This window comes from Pseudomonas sp. CIP-10 (assembly GCF_020911845.1).
Taxonomy (GTDB): Bacteria; Pseudomonadota; Gammaproteobacteria; order Pseudomonadales; family Pseudomonadaceae; genus Aquipseudomonas; species Aquipseudomonas alloputida.
The window spans coordinates 1,582,820-1,599,288 of record NZ_CP087160.1 but is presented as its reverse complement, the minus strand read 5'-3'; the positions used below and the strand labels follow the sequence as shown (position 1 = coordinate 1,599,288).

At 62.1% G+C, this 16,469-nt stretch carries 10 protein-coding genes; 7 read left to right on the top strand and 3 right to left on the bottom strand.

The features are described from left to right. Positions 1–132 precede the first annotated feature (132 nt). The 6 genes from phhA to LMH93_RS07215 all read left to right on the top strand — a co-directional run bounded on the left by phhA (position 133) and on the right by LMH93_RS07215 (position 8,875). Complete coding sequence (gene phhA / locus LMH93_RS07235; protein ID WP_003254528.1) at positions 133–921, top strand: phenylalanine 4-monooxygenase; 789 nt, start codon at positions 133–135, stop codon at positions 919–921. A 39-nt stretch (positions 922–960) separates the two neighbouring features. Further along, on the top strand, positions 961–1,317 hold the full coding sequence (locus tag LMH93_RS07230) for a 4a-hydroxytetrahydrobiopterin dehydratase (protein ID WP_003254532.1): 357 nt from the start codon (positions 961–963) through the stop codon (positions 1,315–1,317). 102 nt (positions 1,318–1,419) lie between these two features. Further along, positions 1,420–2,838 carry an IS1182 family transposase gene (locus tag LMH93_RS07225; RefSeq protein ID WP_181726247.1) on the top strand — a complete coding sequence of 473 codons (1,419 nt, stop codon included), beginning with the start codon at positions 1,420–1,422 and terminating at the stop codon, positions 2,836–2,838. A 258-nt stretch (positions 2,839–3,096) separates the two neighbouring features. After that, entirely contained in the window at positions 3,097–3,225 is a 129-nt protein-coding gene (locus LMH93_RS29640) for a hypothetical protein (RefSeq protein WP_003254533.1), read from the top strand. A gap of 157 nt (positions 3,226–3,382) precedes the next feature. Further along, on the top strand, positions 3,383–7,582 hold the full coding sequence (locus LMH93_RS07220) for a deaminase domain-containing protein (protein ID WP_230064955.1): 4,200 nt from the start codon (positions 3,383–3,385) through the stop codon (positions 7,580–7,582). 90 nt (positions 7,583–7,672) lie between these two features. Next, the gene (locus tag LMH93_RS07215) at positions 7,673–8,875 is read left to right on the top strand and encodes an MFS transporter (RefSeq protein ID WP_003254535.1); all 1,203 of its coding nucleotides are present in this window, start codon (positions 7,673–7,675) and stop codon (positions 8,873–8,875) included. A gap of 132 nt (positions 8,876–9,007) precedes the next feature. Here LMH93_RS07215 and ydiJ read toward each other — a convergent pair whose 3' ends face one another. Beyond that, positions 9,008–12,028 (bottom strand): D-2-hydroxyglutarate dehydrogenase YdiJ, encoded by a 3,021-nt coding sequence (gene ydiJ / locus LMH93_RS07210; RefSeq protein ID WP_230064954.1) that lies wholly within the window; start codon positions 12,026–12,028, stop codon positions 9,008–9,010. A gap of 152 nt (positions 12,029–12,180) precedes the next feature. Between ydiJ and LMH93_RS07205 the strand changes: the two genes are divergently transcribed. Next, positions 12,181–13,065 carry a LysR substrate-binding domain-containing protein gene (locus LMH93_RS07205; RefSeq protein ID WP_230064953.1) on the top strand — a complete coding sequence of 295 codons (885 nt, stop codon included), beginning with the start codon at positions 12,181–12,183 and terminating at the stop codon, positions 13,063–13,065. Between the two features lie 137 nt (positions 13,066–13,202). Here LMH93_RS07205 and LMH93_RS07200 read toward each other — a convergent pair whose 3' ends face one another. Together LMH93_RS07200 and rluB are read right to left on the bottom strand one after the other, a co-directional pair. Then, entirely contained in the window at positions 13,203–14,621 is a 1,419-nt protein-coding gene (locus LMH93_RS07200; protein WP_178085909.1) for an amino acid permease, read from the bottom strand. Positions 14,622–15,259: 638 nt separating this feature from the next. Next, positions 15,260–16,327: a 23S rRNA pseudouridine(2605) synthase RluB gene (rluB, locus tag LMH93_RS07195; protein WP_003254539.1), complete on the bottom strand. Its 1,068-nt coding sequence runs from the start codon at positions 16,325–16,327 to the stop codon at positions 15,260–15,262. Positions 16,328–16,469 lie beyond the last annotated feature (142 nt).

Genomic DNA, 16,469 nt, shown 5'->3' with positions numbered 1-16,469 from the left:
ATTATCGTTACGAAAACCCACGTCAGCATCCTTCGCGGCCGAGGCCCACCCCCGTGCAAAACCGCTGGCGAAGGGATATTCCTTTAGGCATGTCCTGCACATAACAAGAAAAGCCCTCACCAGGAGAGCCTCATGAAACAGACGCAATACGTGGCACGCGAGCCCGATGCGCATGGTTTTATCGATTACCCGCAGCAAGAGCATGCGGTGTGGAACACCCTGATCACCCGCCAGCTGAAAGTGATCGAAGGCCGTGCGTGCCAGGAATACCTGGACGGCATCGACCAGCTGAAATTGCCGCATGACCGCATTCCGCAATTGGGCGAGATCAACAAGGTGCTGGGTGCCACCACCGGCTGGCAGGTTGCCCGGGTACCGGCGCTGATCCCCTTCCAGACCTTCTTCGAATTGCTGGCCAGCAAGCGCTTTCCGGTCGCCACTTTCATCCGCACCCCGGAAGAGCTGGACTACCTGCAAGAGCCGGATATCTTCCACGAGATCTTCGGCCACTGCCCGCTGCTGACCAATCCCTGGTTCGCCGAGTTCACCCACACCTACGGCAAGCTCGGCCTCGCCGCGACCAAGGAACAACGTGTGTACCTGGCGCGCTTGTACTGGATGACCATCGAGTTTGGCCTGATGGAAACCGCGCAAGGCCGCAAAATCTATGGTGGCGGCATCCTCTCGTCGCCGAAAGAGACCGTCTACAGTCTGTCTGACGAGCCTGAGCACCAAGCCTTCGACCCGATCGAGGCCATGCGTACGCCCTACCGCATCGACATTCTGCAACCGGTGTATTTCGTGCTGCCGAACATGAAGCGCCTGTTCGACCTGGCCCACGAGGACATCATGGGCATGGTCCATAAAGCCATGCAGCTGGGTCTGCACGCCCCGAAATTTCCACCCAAGGTCGCTGCCTGAGCGACCTTGCCGATAACAACTCGAACCGGAAAACACCTCATGAATGCCTTGAACCAAGCCCATTGCGAAGCCTGCCGCGCCGACGCACCGAAAGTCACCGACGAAGAGCTGGCCGAGCTGATCCGCGAAATCCCGGACTGGAACATCGAAGTACGTGACGGCCACATGGAGCTGGAGCGCGTGTTCCTGTTCAAGAACTTCAAGCACGCCCTGGCGTTCACCAATGCCGTGGGCGAAATTGCCGAAGCCGAAGGCCACCACCCAGGGCTGCTGACTGAATGGGGCAAGGTCACCGTGACCTGGTGGAGCCACTCGATCAAAGGCCTGCACCGCAACGACTTCATCATGTGCGCACGCACTGACAAGGTGGCGGAAACGGCTGAAGGCCGGAAGTAATCACCAGAAAGAAGGGGCCAGACAGATTGTGTGAAAACCTAGCAATCTGCCCGGCCCTTTAAGAGAATGCTCCGTATCGAAAGATATGGAGCATTTTTCGTTATGGCCTACATACAAGGAGAGTCCCGCAGCCAGACCAGCCTGTTCCCGGTCTCGTTGGAGGAATTGATCCCTGAAGATCACCTCGTACGGGTCATTGATCTGTATGTCGCCAAGCTGGATCTGGGTCAACTCGGCTTTGAGAAAACTCAGCCCAAGGCCACCGGGCGCCCCGCGTACGACCCCGCCGATCACCTAAAGCTCTACCTTTATGGTTACTTCCAGCGCATTCGCTCGTCCCGGCGCCTGGAAGCCGAATGCCAGCGCAACATCGAAGTGATGTGGCTGATCAATCGGCTCAAACCCGACTTCAAAACCATCGCCGACTTCCGCAAGAACAACAAAGCTGCGTTCGTCGCGACATGCCGAGCCTTTGTACAGTTCTGCCGAGCTGCCGGTTTGATTGCCGGTGACTTGGTTGCCATCGACGGGAGCAAGTTTCAGGCAGTCGCTTCCGCGCGACGCCACCTGAACTTGAACCAGCTCAAGCGTCAGGACGAGAAGCTGGAGAAGCGGATTGCCCAATACCTGGCGGACCTGGATGCCGCAGACAAGTCTGAGGGCGAGCAAGTGATAGATCGCACTGCGATCAAGGCGGCCCTGGCGAAACTTGAGGCCAAGCAGCAAGACAATCGCAGTTGCCAAGCCTTGATGAAATCGATGGGGCTGGAGCAGTTCAACACGCACGAAAACGATGCCCGGATGATGCGCACGCCCAAGGGGGCGCGTGTTGCCTATAACGTGCAGACTGCCGTCGACGCAGAACACTGCCTGATTTTGCATCACGAGGTGACGCAAGAGGGTGATGACCGTAAGCAGCTCGAACCCATGGCTAAAGCAGCCAAAGCCGAACTTGGGCAAGACGCTCTGACCGTGACTGCGGACATGGGCTACTCAAACGGCCAACAGTTCCAGGCGTGTGAGGAAGCCTCCATTACCGCTTACGTGCCGCCAAACCGAACCTCGAACCCAGGCGGAGAGGCATTGTTCGAACGCCAAGACTTTACCTACGACTCTGACCACGATCGGTACCAATGTCCAGCAGGCCAGTGGCTAACCCTGAAGCAGCGTTACAAAGGCGACCGGATCTACCAGGCAGCAATCAGCGACTGCGCTGGATGTGCGCTGAAAGCCCAATGTACGACGGCCAAGCGCCGCTACGTCTCGCGTCACGCACAAGAAGAAGCCTTTGAACGAATGACGAAGCGGATGCAACTGCATCCAGAGATGATGGAACGACGCAGATCCATCGTGGAGCACCCGTTTGGTAATCTCAAACAATGGCTATTTGGGAACGGACGGTTCTTGCTACGGCAACTCGAAGGGACGAGAGCCGAAATGGCCTTGGCCGTGACCGCATACAACCTCAAGCGGGCGATCAGCGTACTGGGTACCAAGAAAATGATGCAGTTGATGGGCTGAGGAGCCTTTTTTCAGCACAAAAACAAACGCCCCGAACAAGTCGGGGCGTTTGGTCTAGGACCTATCAGTGTGTTTTCACACAATCTGCAGAGGCCCCTTTTTTCATGGGGCATATGTGCGCTGTTCGCCCGCAAAACCGACAAACGACCGGGAAAAAAACCAAACTGTCATCCAGACTTGTGTATCCTGCCCGAGCTTTTTGAAGCTACGAACGCGCCTGGCGCAGACTTTTCACTCACACTTGCGAGGAACGACGAGATGCATGAAATCCCGAATCTTCCCTTCCCAAGCCTGAACCCAGAAGAGCCATCCGTGACCGTTCACGCCGAACCGGCAGCTGCCGCCGAGCAGGATGGTGACGATCAATCCAGCGCTGACCAGGAATAACTGCGCATCCCCGACTGTGTGAAAACGGCTGACCTGCGGGCTACCCCCGTCATCACGTTTTCACACCGTCTAAAATCAACGTTGTAACAACCCACTACCACCTGCCCCGCCCCTGCCCTACACAGACTCGTGCCTCCTACCGCAAAGAGGCAGAGCCATGTCATCCATCACTGACGCCGCCGACCTACTCGCCCGTATAGACACCCTGGACGCCGAAAGCGTGCGCCTGCACAGCGACCTGTCCGGTCCAATGGACCTGGCCACATCGCTGCACGAACATTTCAACCAGGCACTGGGCTTCACAGACCTGTTCCCCGTCGACCTGAGCGATCATGACCTGCGCCAGCAGCTGACCGAAGCGTTCGCCCGTGAACCGGCGCATGAGCACTTCAACCGTATCCTGCGACGCCCCGTCGGCAGCCAAGTGGAGGCGAACCTGGTGGCGACCTTTCAGGCAAAACTGGCCCATATCGTGATCACGGCAACCGATGCCTCACTGATCGCCGGGTTGAACGAAGGCCTGCCCAATCCATGGCCCTATGCCAGTTGCAGCCTTGCCCAGGCACTCTGGGCTCGCCGGGTATGCCTGACCCAGCGTGACTGCTTCGTAGCGGCCGCCTTGCTGCTGTACCCCAGTTTGCCAACTCCCCCCCAGCCCCCACGATCGGCCTCCCGTCCACTGGTGCTGGACAACTACCTGGACCTCCACACACTGGCCAGACACCTGCTGAAGCCTCCAGCCGGTGTTCACCTTGCCGTCCACCTGTTCAACGCCCTCGGTGCGACAGTCTATGCACAAGGCAGGCGTTACCGCCCGCCCACTGCCCGCGAACGGGAGGCAGGCATAACCCCTGATCAAAATGGAAAGGCGTTTCTCCCAGGCCCGGCATTGAATGCGCCAGCCGCTCAAGCGCTCGACGCCGTGCTGCATTCGTCCATGTTCACCCGATGGGCCGGCGAACTGGCCGCCTCGGCAGAATGGGATGCCAGCTCCGATCACTTGGCCTTGGCCGAACAAACCTTGATCGACGTGTTGTACCCACCCGATGACCGCCAGCCGGGGCTGATCATGGCTTTCGAGCTGTTCAGCCCGGACAATGCCACGCTCCCCGTCGAGGAAATCCGCCTTGACCTGATCAACAGTGTGCAAATCCGTCTCGCCTGCACCCCGGCGATTGCGCAACTGGCCGGTGAACTGCTGATGCGCCGCTTCGCGCCCGAACTACTGCTCAGTGGCTACCCGGCCGATTTCAGCTTCGAGCCCGACCTGCGCTGGGCCAGCATCCGCCAGGGAGCCCTGATACTCAGCGCCCGCCAGCAACCGATGACCTTCGACAACGCAGAACAGGTCATGCGCCAGGCCCTGCACGAGGATGACCCTGCTCCCGAAGAAGCACTGCGCCAGACGCTGGCGGTGTGGGCCCCCTTGCGCGGATCATTCGAACTCCCCCCGCCCTGGTCGCACCAGCAATGGCAATTGGCGTTGCATCGCTACCTGGCGGTCAGGGACGTTGAAAGCCTCAACGATCTCCCGGACCGCTTCGAGGAGGCGCGTCGTCAGTTGCTCCAGAGCCGGATAGCGCCCGAGTCGCGCAACGCGGATGGCCAAGTGCACCTGCTGATGTACCTTGACCATGGCGCAGGCTACCGAAGCAATCCCCGCCTGCCGGACGTGACCGCCTGGTATGAAGTGGCCTTCGGCGCTTGGGAACAGCGTGCCACCAACGTCTATCAAGCTATCCTGCACCGCTGCTTGAGCCACCTGCCGGAAGATATCAAGGACCGCCTGCGTGATGGCCCCTGGACCGCCTATGCCGTGACCTGGCCGATCTACGTGGGCCACGATAACCGACCTGAGTACGGCTCCAGCCCCAGAGCGGACTGGCACATGCAGACGGCCACCCAGGGTTTCGTCGTACATGCCCCGGGCACAGAGGGCGATTGGCTTTACGAGCTGTTCCCCGAACGGCTGCACTGGCAAGCGCACTTCATTGCCCACACAGCGCCGACGCGCCTGGCCGAGCAATTGACGCTGCTCTACAGCGAATACAACCAATCACAACTGCCGTGGATCGCTGCCGACTTTCCCGCCTTGCGACAAGTGCTCATCGCCCCCACGCAAGATCGCCTCGACTCACTGGCCAGGCATTACGCCAGCGATATCGCCTTGGGCAATCGGGATGCTTTGCATGCACTGGGCAAAGGCGCTACCCCGCATGAACAATTCCTGGCCAGGCGCCAGTCCGTGAGCACTGGGCGCTACTTGCAACGGTTGTTTTCCAACCTGATACCGGGCTTGAGTTGCCTGAACCCAGAGGATGGCAGCGATGCACTGGCTTGTGTCCTGGACATCGCCGCGCTGAAAGGCGCGGCAGTCACGCTTGGTGGACGGGCCTTCAAACCATTGGCCAAGCTTCCCGGCGTGCTGGGCCAAAGCGCCAACACCGCACGCCTGAACGCCGCGCGCGCCGCCCGACGCTGGAGCAGCATCCCCGTCACGCCCGACTTCAGCGAGCGCCTTACCCCGCCCAAGCGCTGGCGCAGCGCGCCCGAACTGACGACGGTCGCCCCCGAATCCCGGGAACTCATGACGCAGCGAAGGGTACTGCCGGGCCAGACGCCCGATGCCGTGCTACTTGACCAGATACCCGACAGCCATGGTCCGGTGCCACGCGAGCTACCCGAAACAGCCACACTGATCCCCCGCGACAATGCCACGGTCGATGCAATCATTCATGGCGCCGCCTATCGCCTTCAAACACCGAACACCTCGGGGCTGCTACGTCGGGTTGCGCATGAGCCGCTACTCGGCCAGCCACCCACCGAGGTGCCGCCGCCTTACACCGGCGGCGAAGCGCAAATAGCCCTGAACTTCTCGCCCTTGCCCAATGACGCCGGCACACCCGTATTCGGACAACACGTCAGTCACGCCTTCCAAACCGTGCGGATCGAGCCGGTACCGATTCGTTATCGCCCCCAGCACACACGCTTCGACATCTGGGCGCAGGTCATGGTGCGCGAGGGCAAGGTCGTCGTACACGCCCCTAATCACCCCAGGCGATTGAAAGCCTTGCCCGTCGAAGAAACCCAGTTACGCCTTGGCGTCATCTCGCCTCCCGTGTACCACAGGCGCATCGTGGTCGACCCATCGCCTGAACTACGCTTTGGCTTGCCTGCGGACATGCCGATCGAGCAAGTCAGGCAGATTACCGACTACTGCCCTCCCGTGCGCCTGGGCGGGCTGGCACGGACCATCCCCGACCGCCGCACCCTGCGCGGCGCATTGATCGACTGGCGCGGTGAGCAGTGGTTGATCGTCGAGGCCGATCTGGGAGTTTTTTATGGAGCCCCTCATCAGCCCTGGGCGTGGCAGACAAGGCTGCTGGATGCCCCGGCACTGCCAGCTTCGCTGCCACATCCGCCCAGAGGGCTGCGTCGCAGGTTCGAGAGAATCACCGACCACGAGGCCATCGAGCGGTACCTGGAAATCAGCGAAACCTACCGCATCGTCGCCGAGCGCCCCAACCTGCAGCGCGATGTCGATAACGTGGTCAGATTGCTGCGCGACTGGATAGAACAAGGGCGAACATGGCAACTCCGCCACCCCTCGCGATTCCTGCAGTTCATCGAAGCCATGGAGTCGCGCCTGCTCCCGGAATACGCGCGCAACATCCTCACGCAGAGCGCGGCCCAGGACGCTTTGGCGGGCCCCGCCAGTCGCGGCATCGCAGCATTGAACCGGGAGATAATCCCGATCTGGAGGCAATTCCACGGCACCAGCGCCGCAGACCGCCAACACATGCTAGGCATACTGGACGATCTGCTACCCGCGCGCGGCGCCACTCACCCTTACACACCGACAGCAGGTGCACAGTCGCTGGACGACAACGCGATGGCCGCCTTGCGTCAGCACCTGTATCCAGTCAACCTGGCCTTTGCCAGTGTCACGCTAAGGGACCATAGCCGCGTGGTGTTCTTCGCCCTGTCAGGCAGCCCTGGCCGGCGCGCATTGCATATTATCCCGACGCCCCGCCTCACACCGGCAGTGGACTACGTCGATGCACGCCAGGTTAACCAGTTTTTCCCACCAGACCCGCGGTTTACCGAGCTGCCAATCCTGCGGCGCGCAGATTTCCTGTGGACGCGCGTCCATAAGCGACATCTCGATGCCGAACGACACATCGCCAGCGCGCTGAACCGCAGACTGCTTCACCGCCACACCGAGGTCGAGCGTATCGATGTCTTCACAATGCTCGACGCCTGTCGCTCCTGTGGCGGCTTCGTCCTGCCGCGCTTGCGGCTGGATTACCCGCAAGCCGAGTTCAGTGTGACCTGGATGCTCGATTACACCAACTGACTACAGCCTGACAGCTTCGCCCGCAAACACCCTTGCTGTGGTTAAGATGGCGGCACACACTGCCATCCTTACCGCAGCAACGGGTCCCCAATGCCAGCACGCAGTCCCACATCCCTTGCCGTCACTGGGCAAGTCGTCTCCATCGTCCTGTTCACCTTCATCGGCTACCTGAACATCGGCATCCCCCTGGCCGTGCTGCCCGGCTATGTGCACAACGACCTGGGTTTCAGTGCCGTGGTCGCCGGCCTGGTGATCAGCGTGCAGTACCTCGCGACGCTGCTCAGCCGCCCTGGCGCCAGCCGTATCATCGACAACCACGGCAGCAAGAAGGCGGTCATGTACGGCCTGGCTGGCTGCGGGCTCAGCGGGGTATTCATGCTGGCCTGCGCCTTCCTCACTCACCTACCTTGGCTGAGCCTGGCTTGCCTGCTGGTCGGTCGCCTGGTGCTGGGCAGCGCCGAAAGCCTGGTAGGCTCGGGTGCGATCGGCTGGGGCATTGGCCGGGTGGGTGCCGCAAACACGGCCAAGGTCATCTCCTGGAACGGCATCGCCAGCTACGGTGCGCTGGCCATCGGCGCCCCACTGGGCGTGCTGATGGTCAAAGGCCTCGGGCTGTGGAGCATGGGTGTGAGCATCATCCTGCTGTGCATACTCGGTTTGCTACTGGCCTGGCCCAAGCAGGCCGCCCCCATCGTCAGCGGTGTACGCCTGCCGTTCCTGCGGGTGCTGGGCAAGGTATTCCCGCATGGCTCAGGGCTTGCCCTGGGCTCGATCGGCTTTGGCACCATCGCCACCTTCATCACCCTTTACTACGCAAGCCGTGGCTGGGCCAATGCGGCGCTGACCCTGAGCCTGTTCGGCGCCAGTTTCATCAGCGCACGGCTGCTCTTTGGCAACCTGATCAATCGCATCGGTGGCTTCAGGGTGGCGATCGCCTGCCTGTCGGTGGAAACGCTTGGGCTGTTGATGCTGTGGCTGGCACCCAACGCCGAACTGGCCTTGGCGGGGGCTGCACTGAGTGGGTTTGGTTTCTCGCTGGTGTTTCCGGCATTGGGCGTGGAGGCGGTGAACCAAGTGTCGGCAGCTAACCGCGGGGCAGCGGTGGGGGCGTATTCGCTGTTCATCGACTTGTCACTGGGGGTGACCGGGCCATTGGTCGGTGCGGTGGCGGCGGGGTTCGGCTTCGCTTCGATGTTTCTGTTCGCGGCGGCTGCGGCAGCGTGTGGGTTGGTATTGAGCCTCTATTTGTACCGCCAGGGGCGTCGGGACAGGGACCGTACAACAGCAGCCTGAAAGCCGGTGCCGGCCTCTTCGCGGCCCACCCCGCCCCTGCAGGGTTGACGCGCCAGCCTGGCGTGCACGATCCCCCCGTAGGAGCGGGTTCACCCGCGAAGGGCTGCAAAGCAGCCCCAAAAGGCCTCAAACTTAGCGCTGAGCGTACTGCAACACCACCTCAAGCGGGTGACGCATCTTCCGCTCGGTCATGCGCTTGACCTGGCTACGGCACGAATAACCGGTCGCCAGCGGCTCCCCGTCCTTGTCCAGCTTGGTCGCCCAGCTCTGCTCGAATATGGTCCGAGACGTTTCCTGGTTGCGAGCTTCGTGCCCATAGGTACCGGACATGCCGCAGCAACCCGTGGCCTCGGTCACCAGCTTCAGCCCCAGACGGGCGAACACCTGCTCCCACTGCCGGGTGCTGGCCGGCACGTTGGTCTTCTCGGTGCAGTGCGCCATCAGGCGGAAGCTGCCCGGTGCGGTAGGCGCCTGCTCGGGCAGCACATCCATCAACCATTCCTGCGGCAGCAGCACCTGCGGGCAACCCTCCAGGCCTGGCACCTTCTGGTACTCCTGGCGATACACCAGCGTCATCGCCGGGTCCAGCCCCACCAGCGGCACACCGCAATCGGCCAGGGCCTTGAGCTGCGTGGCGTTGCGGATCGCTGCCTTGGCAAACGCGCCAAGGAAACCCTGTACGTGCAACGGCTTGCCGTTGGCGCTGTACGGCGCCAGGAATACCCGGTGACCCAGGCGGTGGGCAAGGTCGATGAAGGCCGACAGCAGCGGTGTTTCGAAGTAGCGGGTGAAGGCGTCCTGCACCAGCACGATGCTGCGCTCGCGCTGGGCCGGGGTCAGCTCGCGCAGGGCCGGCACCGTGGCCATGCCAACGCGGCAACGGGTCAGGGTAGCCTGGAAGTTGAAGCGGCTGATCAGCGGGCTGTCGACCATGCCCACCTTGTCGGCCAGCAGTTGGCTCACCCACTTCGAACCCATCACCGCGTTGTACAGCCCCGGTGCGTGCGCCAGGTAGGGGATGGTGAACTCGAGCGAGCCGATCAGGTAGTCACGCAGCGGGCGCTGGTAGCGACCGTGGTACAGCTCGAGGAAGCGCGAGCGGAAGTCCGGCACATTGACCTTGATCGGGCACTGCCCGGCGCACGACTTGCACGCCAGGCAGCCAGCCATGGCGTCGTACACTTCATGGGAGAAGTCTTCCTGGCCCTGGTTGCGCGCGCGGTTGTTGCGCAGACGCGCCGGCAGGCCCTTGAGCCACGACACCTTGTTGCGCGCCGCAGCCAGCACATCGATGTTCGCCTCGCCCTGCAGGCGCAGCCACTCGCGCATCAGCGAGGCGCGGCCCTTGGGCGAATGCTGGCGTTCGCGGGTAGCCTTCCACGACGGGCACATGGCGTCGTTGGGGTCATAGTTGTAACAGGCGCCATTGCCGTTGCAGTGCACGGCGCTGGGGAAGTCCTGCCATACGCGCTCGTCAATGGTACGGTCAAGGTCGCCGCGCAGGGTCACGCCATCGACCGGGGTCAGGCCCTCGGCGCTGCCCAGTGGCGTGCAGATCTTGCCCGGGTTGAGCTGGTTGTGCGGGTCAAAGGCGCCCTTCAGGCGCTGCAACGCCGGGTACAGCTCACCGAAGTACTCGGGCACGTATTCCGAGCGCAGGCCCTTGCCGTGCTCACCCCACAGCAGGCCGCCATAGCGCTTGGTCAGCGCGGCAACGGCGTCGGAAATCGGCTTGACCAGCGCGGCCTGCGCCGGGTCTTTCATGTCCAGTGCCGGGCGCACGTGCAGCACGCCGGCATCGACGTGGCCAAACATGCCGTAGGCCAGGCCGTAGCCATCGAGCAGTGCGCGGAAGTCGGCGATGTAGTCGGCCAACTGCTCTGGCGGTACCGCGGTGTCCTCCACGAACGGCTGCGGGCGCACTTCGCCTTCGACGTTGCCCAGCAGGCCCACCGAACGCTTGCGCATGGTATAGACGCGGGTGACTGCCTCGGCGCCTTCGGCCAAGGTGTGGCCCAGGCGCTCGACGCTGGTGTCGCTTTGCAGGTGCTGGATGAACGCCTGCACCTTGGCGTTGACCTCGGCCGGCTCGTCGCCGCAGAACTCCACCAGGTTGATGCCCAGCGTGGGGCGTTCGGGGTCCGCCGGGAAATACTCGGCAACGCTGTGCCAAACGATGTCTTTCATCGCCAGCATCAGCACCTTGGAGTCGACCGTCTCGATCGACAGCGGCTTGTGCGCCATCAGCGCGTTGGCATCACGCAGCGCATCCATGAAGCTGGTGTAGCGTACGTTGACCAGCACCGCATATTTGGGAATCGGCAGCACGTTGAGCTTGGCTTCGACCACGTAGCCCAGCGAGCCCTCGGCGCCGCACAGCACGCTGTTGAGGTTGAAGCGGCCCTGCTCGTCGCGCAGGTGCGCCAGGTCGTAGCCGGTCAGGCAACGGTTGAGCTTGGGAAAGGTGGTTTCAATCAGTTCGGCCTGGGTTTCCTGAATTTCCCGGGCCATGCGGTACACCTCGCCGACCCGGCCCGGCGCGGCGCAGGCCTGCTCCAGCGCAGCATCGTCGATCGGCAGGCTGTGCAGGCGTTCGCCACCGAGCAGCACGCTGTGCAGCTCCAGCACGTGGTCGCGGGTTTTGCCGTAGGTGCAACTGCCCTGGCCACTGGCATCCGTGTTGATCATGCCGCCGACCGTGGCGCGGTTGGAGGTGGACAGCTCAGGGGCGAAGAACAGCCCGTGCGGCTTGAGCGCAGCATTGAGCTGGTCCTTGACCGTGCCGGCCTGTACCCGCACCCAGCGCTCTTGCACGTTGATTTCGAGAATGTTGTTCATGTGCCGCGACAGGTCGACGACTATACCGTCGGTCAGCGACTGGCCGTTGGTGCCGGTGCCACCACCGCGGGGGGTCAGCTTGACCTGCTGGAAGCGCGGTTCACCCATTAGCGTGGCGACCCGCGCCACATCGTCGGCATCCAGCGGGAACACCGCCGCCTGCGGCAAGCGCTGGTAGATCGAGTTGTCGGTGGCCAGTACCGTGCGGGTTGCGTAGTCGGCACTGATCTGGCCACGGAAGCCGCTGTTGCGCAGGGCTTCGAGGAATTCGGGGTAATTGGCGCTCGGTACAACGGTGGACAGCTGGGCGATCATCGAAGGATGGCCTCTTGATATTGGCTAAATCACGGGATCCCTGTCGCCCCGGCATGGGTTGAGGCATGCAGGGATGACGTATAGGCCAATGTTCCTGTAGTTTCGCGTCAGGGGCAAACGGATAATCCTGACGCTATCAATGACTTTTATGAATGAATTACCGCCACCTGACCCCATCCATGTCACTGCTGCTGGCTTTCGAGGCCGCCGCCCGGCATGAAAGCTACACCCGTGCCGCCGCCGAACTGTCGCTGACCCAAAGCGCGGTCAGCCGCCAGGTGCAAGCCTTGGAGCAGCAGTTGGGCCTGACCCTGTTCCGCCGCGAGGGGCGCCAGGTGCAGCTGACCGATGTCGGCCGCCTGTACCAGCGCGAGCTGAGCGAGGCACTGGGGCGCATCCGCAGCGCCACCTTGCAGGCACTGGCCTATCAGTCGGGGGTAGGCACCTTGCGCCTGGCTACCCTGCCAACCTTCGGTTCGAAATGGCTGTTGCCGAGGCTGCATGCGTTCTACAGCGCTCACCCAGGCATGCTGGTGCACATTCATTCACGCATTGAAACCATCAACTTCGACACCAGCGAAATCGATGCCGCCATCGGCGTGGCCAGCCACGACTTGCCGGGGCTTGTCTGCCATCGCCTGCATGCCGAGGAGCTGGTGGTGATCTTGCCGCCGGAGGCCGGCGTCGGCAGCCAAGTCTGGAGCCCGGCGCGGATCAGTGAAGAGGTGCTGCTGAATGTGGCCAACAACCCGCATGCGTGGGGCGAGTGGTTTTCCCATCATGGCTTGCCGCACCGGGCGATGCGGCTGGGGCCTAGCTTCGAGCTGACCTCGCACCTGATCCAGGCGGTACGTGCCGGGATCGGGATCGGGCTGGTGCCGCGCATATTGGTGGAGGAGGAACTGGCCAAGGGCGAGCTGTACAGCCCAGGCATGGCGTTTGCCAGCCAACGTAGTTATTACCTGATCTACCCGCCGAGGAATGAGGCACTGCCGTCGCTGCGGGCATTCAGGGGGTGGTTGCTGGAGCAGATCTGATTGTTGGCGGGATCACCTGACCTGAGGGCAAAGCTGCACCTGTAGGAGCGGGTTCACCCGCGAAAGGGCCCGTACAGACAACAAAAACCCGAAGCCAGCCACCTGACTCCGGGTTTTCGCATACCGCTTATGGCACCTTACTTGGCCACAGTCTCAACAGCACCGCCCGCATTCACCTGGCGACGCGACTTGACCATGTACACCGCCAACATCGCAAGCAGCCACACCGGGATCGCATACACCGACACCTGGATGCCCGGGATCATCAGCATGATGCCCAGAATCAGCACCACGAAAGCCAGTACCACATAGTTGCCGTACGGGTACCACAGCGCCTTGAACAGCGGCTTCTGGCCGGTACGGTCGAGGTGCTGACGGAACTTCAGGTGCGAGTAGCTGATCATCGCCCAGTTGATCACCAGGGTGGCCACGACCAGCGACATCAGCAGCTCCAGCGCGTTTTGCGGCATCAGGTAGTTCAGCAGCACGGCGACGAAGGTCACGGCAGCCGACACCAGGATCGAACGCACTGGCACGCCCCGCTTGTCGACCTTGGCCAGCGACGCCGGGGCATCGCCCTGCTCGGCCATACCCAGCAGCATGCGGGCGTTGCAGTAGGTGCCGCTGTTGTACACCGACAGCGCCGCAGTCAGCACCACGAAGTTCAGCAGGTTGGCAGCCACGTCACTGCCCAGCAGCGAGAACACTTGCACGAACGGGCTGCTGCCGTAGCTGCCACCCGAGGCGTCGATGCTGGCGACCAGGTTGTCCCACGGGGTCAGCGACAGCAGCACCACCAGGGCACCGACATAGAAGATCAGGATGCGGTAGATGACCTGGTTGATCGCTTTGGGGATCACGGTCTTTGGCTTGTCGGCCTCGGCGGCGGTGAAGCCGAGCATTTCCAGGCCACCAAAGGAAAACATGATGAAAGCCAAGGCCATTACCAGCCCGCTGACGCCGTTGGGGAAGAAACCGCCATGTGTCCACAGGTTGGCCACGGTGGCTTCAGGGCCGCCGCTGCCGCTGGTCAGCAGGTAGGCACCCAGACCGATCATGCTGACGATGGCGACCACTTTGATGATGGCGAACCAGAATTCGGCTTCACCGAAGAACTTCACGTTCATCAGGTTGATGGCGTTGATCAGCACGAAGAAGGCTGCCGCCGTGACCCAGGTGGGGATCTCCGGCCACCAGTAGTGAACATACTTGCCGACCGCCGAAAGCTCCGACATACCCACCAGGATATACAGCACCCAGCAGTTCCAGCCCGACAGGAAGCCGGCGAAACCACCCCAGTAGGTGTGGGCGAAATGGCTGAACGAGCCGGCCACCGGCTCTTCGACGATCATTTCACCCAGCTGGCGCATGATCATGAAGGCGATGAAGCCGCAGATGGCGTAGCCAAGAATCATCGACGGGCCGGCGGATTTCATCACGCCAGCCGAGCCGAGGAACAGGCCGGTACCAATCGCACCGCCGAGGGCGATCAACTGGATATGGCGGTTCTTCAGGCCCCGCTTTAGCTCGCCTGAATGCATGTTTTGTCCACTCATGAACGAAGTCACCTGCATTGTTTTTATCTGTGACGGAATCGGACCCACCGCGCTCGTGGCGCAGCGGAATGGGCAAGGTGGTTACCTTGGGTTTCTTGACCTCAGGTGCCGCCGGAGCAGGTCAACCAGGCGTGATCAAGAGTGCGCGGTACGCAAGAGGGTCACAGGTAAAACGCGGCGCACTGTATACCCCTGCAAACGCGCAGGCGTCAACGCGTTGCATCGTTTCCTCGGGAAAAAACGCAGCGTTCCTGTGGTTCAGGCCTTCAAAGGCGAAGTGATCGGCGTACATGGCGCCTCCATTTGTTGTTTTGTCAGCCCGGCTCTTTGGACGGGCTCCTGCACAAGGCAATGGCGGCTATAACACCGTGGGGACGGGGGTTTGGGCAAGGGTGGCTGGCGCCATGGCGACGGCTTTGGCACAGGGGCGCCGGCAAGGTTTGTTTACACGATCGGGCTTGATCTGAAATGCGGACTGAAAACGGCCACATTCGTACAGATTTCTTTACAAGGCGGTTCAAGAACTTGCCAGTCGTCCGAAAAATTCTTTTTGTTCAATATCTTGGGCTTGGTCCACATTCGCGCAGGCATAAAAAAACCAGCCCGAAGGCTGGTTCCTTGATAACCACACTGGCTTATCAGCCACGCGGCTTGCCGCGACCACGGCCTGCCGGCTTGTCGCCATCAGGCTTGCCCGGACGCTTGCGCATCTCGCTCGGGCGCTCAGCCACCGTGCTGCCACGGGTGGGTTTACGCGGCGCTTCTTCACGCGGCTGACGCGCCGGGCGTTCGCCAGTAGCGGCACCTTCGTGGGCCGGGCGCAGGTTGCGCACGCGCTCGCCACGGCCCAGCGGGCGGGTCGACTTGCGCTGCAGGCGCTCCATCTTGTCCTTGGCCTTGAGTTTCATGGCTGGCAGCGCGACCGGCTGCAGGCCCACTTCGGCGGCGAGGATGTCGATTTCGCCCTGGGTCATTTCGCGCCAGCGGCCCATCGGCAGGTCCGAATTGAGGAACACCGGGCCGAAACGCACACGCTTCAGGCGGCTGACCACCATGCCCTGGGATTCCCACAGGCGACGCACCTCACGGTTACGACCTTCCATCACCACGCAGTGGTACCAGTGGTTGAAGCCTTCGCCACCCGGTGCCTTCTGGATATCGGTGAACTTGGCCGGGCCGTCTTCCAGCATTACGCCGGCTTTCAGGCGCTCGATCATCTCGTCGTCGACTTCACCACGCACACGTACCGCGTACTCACGGTCCATCTCGTAGGACGGGTGCATCAGGCGGTTGGCCAGCTCACCGTCGGTGGTGAACAGCAGCAAGCCAGTGGTGTTGATGTCGAGGCGGCCGATGTTGATCCAGCGGCCTTCTTTTGGCCGTGGCAAACGGTCGAACACGGTCGGGCGCCCTTCCGGGTCGTCACGGGTGCAGATTTCGCCGTCGGGTTTGTTGTACATGATCACCCGGCGGGTGGCCTCGGCGGCCTCCTCGCGCTTGATCAGCTTGCCGTCGACGGCGATGGCGTCGTGCAGGTCGACGCGCTGGCCAAGGGTGGCCTCGACGCCGTTGACCTTGATGCGACCCTGGCTGATCCAGGCCTCGACATCACGCCGCGAGCCCACGCCAATGCGCGCCAGCACTTTCTGCAGCTTTTCGCCGGATGGCGGGGTGATTTCGGTTTCTTTCAGGTCTTGCTCACTCATCTGGGCACCTCCCGGTGTAGGAATGAAAACAGGTTTCTGGCGACGAACGCGCCAAAAGGCCGCGCATCATACGCGGTTCATCAGGGGAACGCACTGGAGGGTAGAGGGTTTTGTGGGGCTGGGCATGATTTTCTGCCCAATG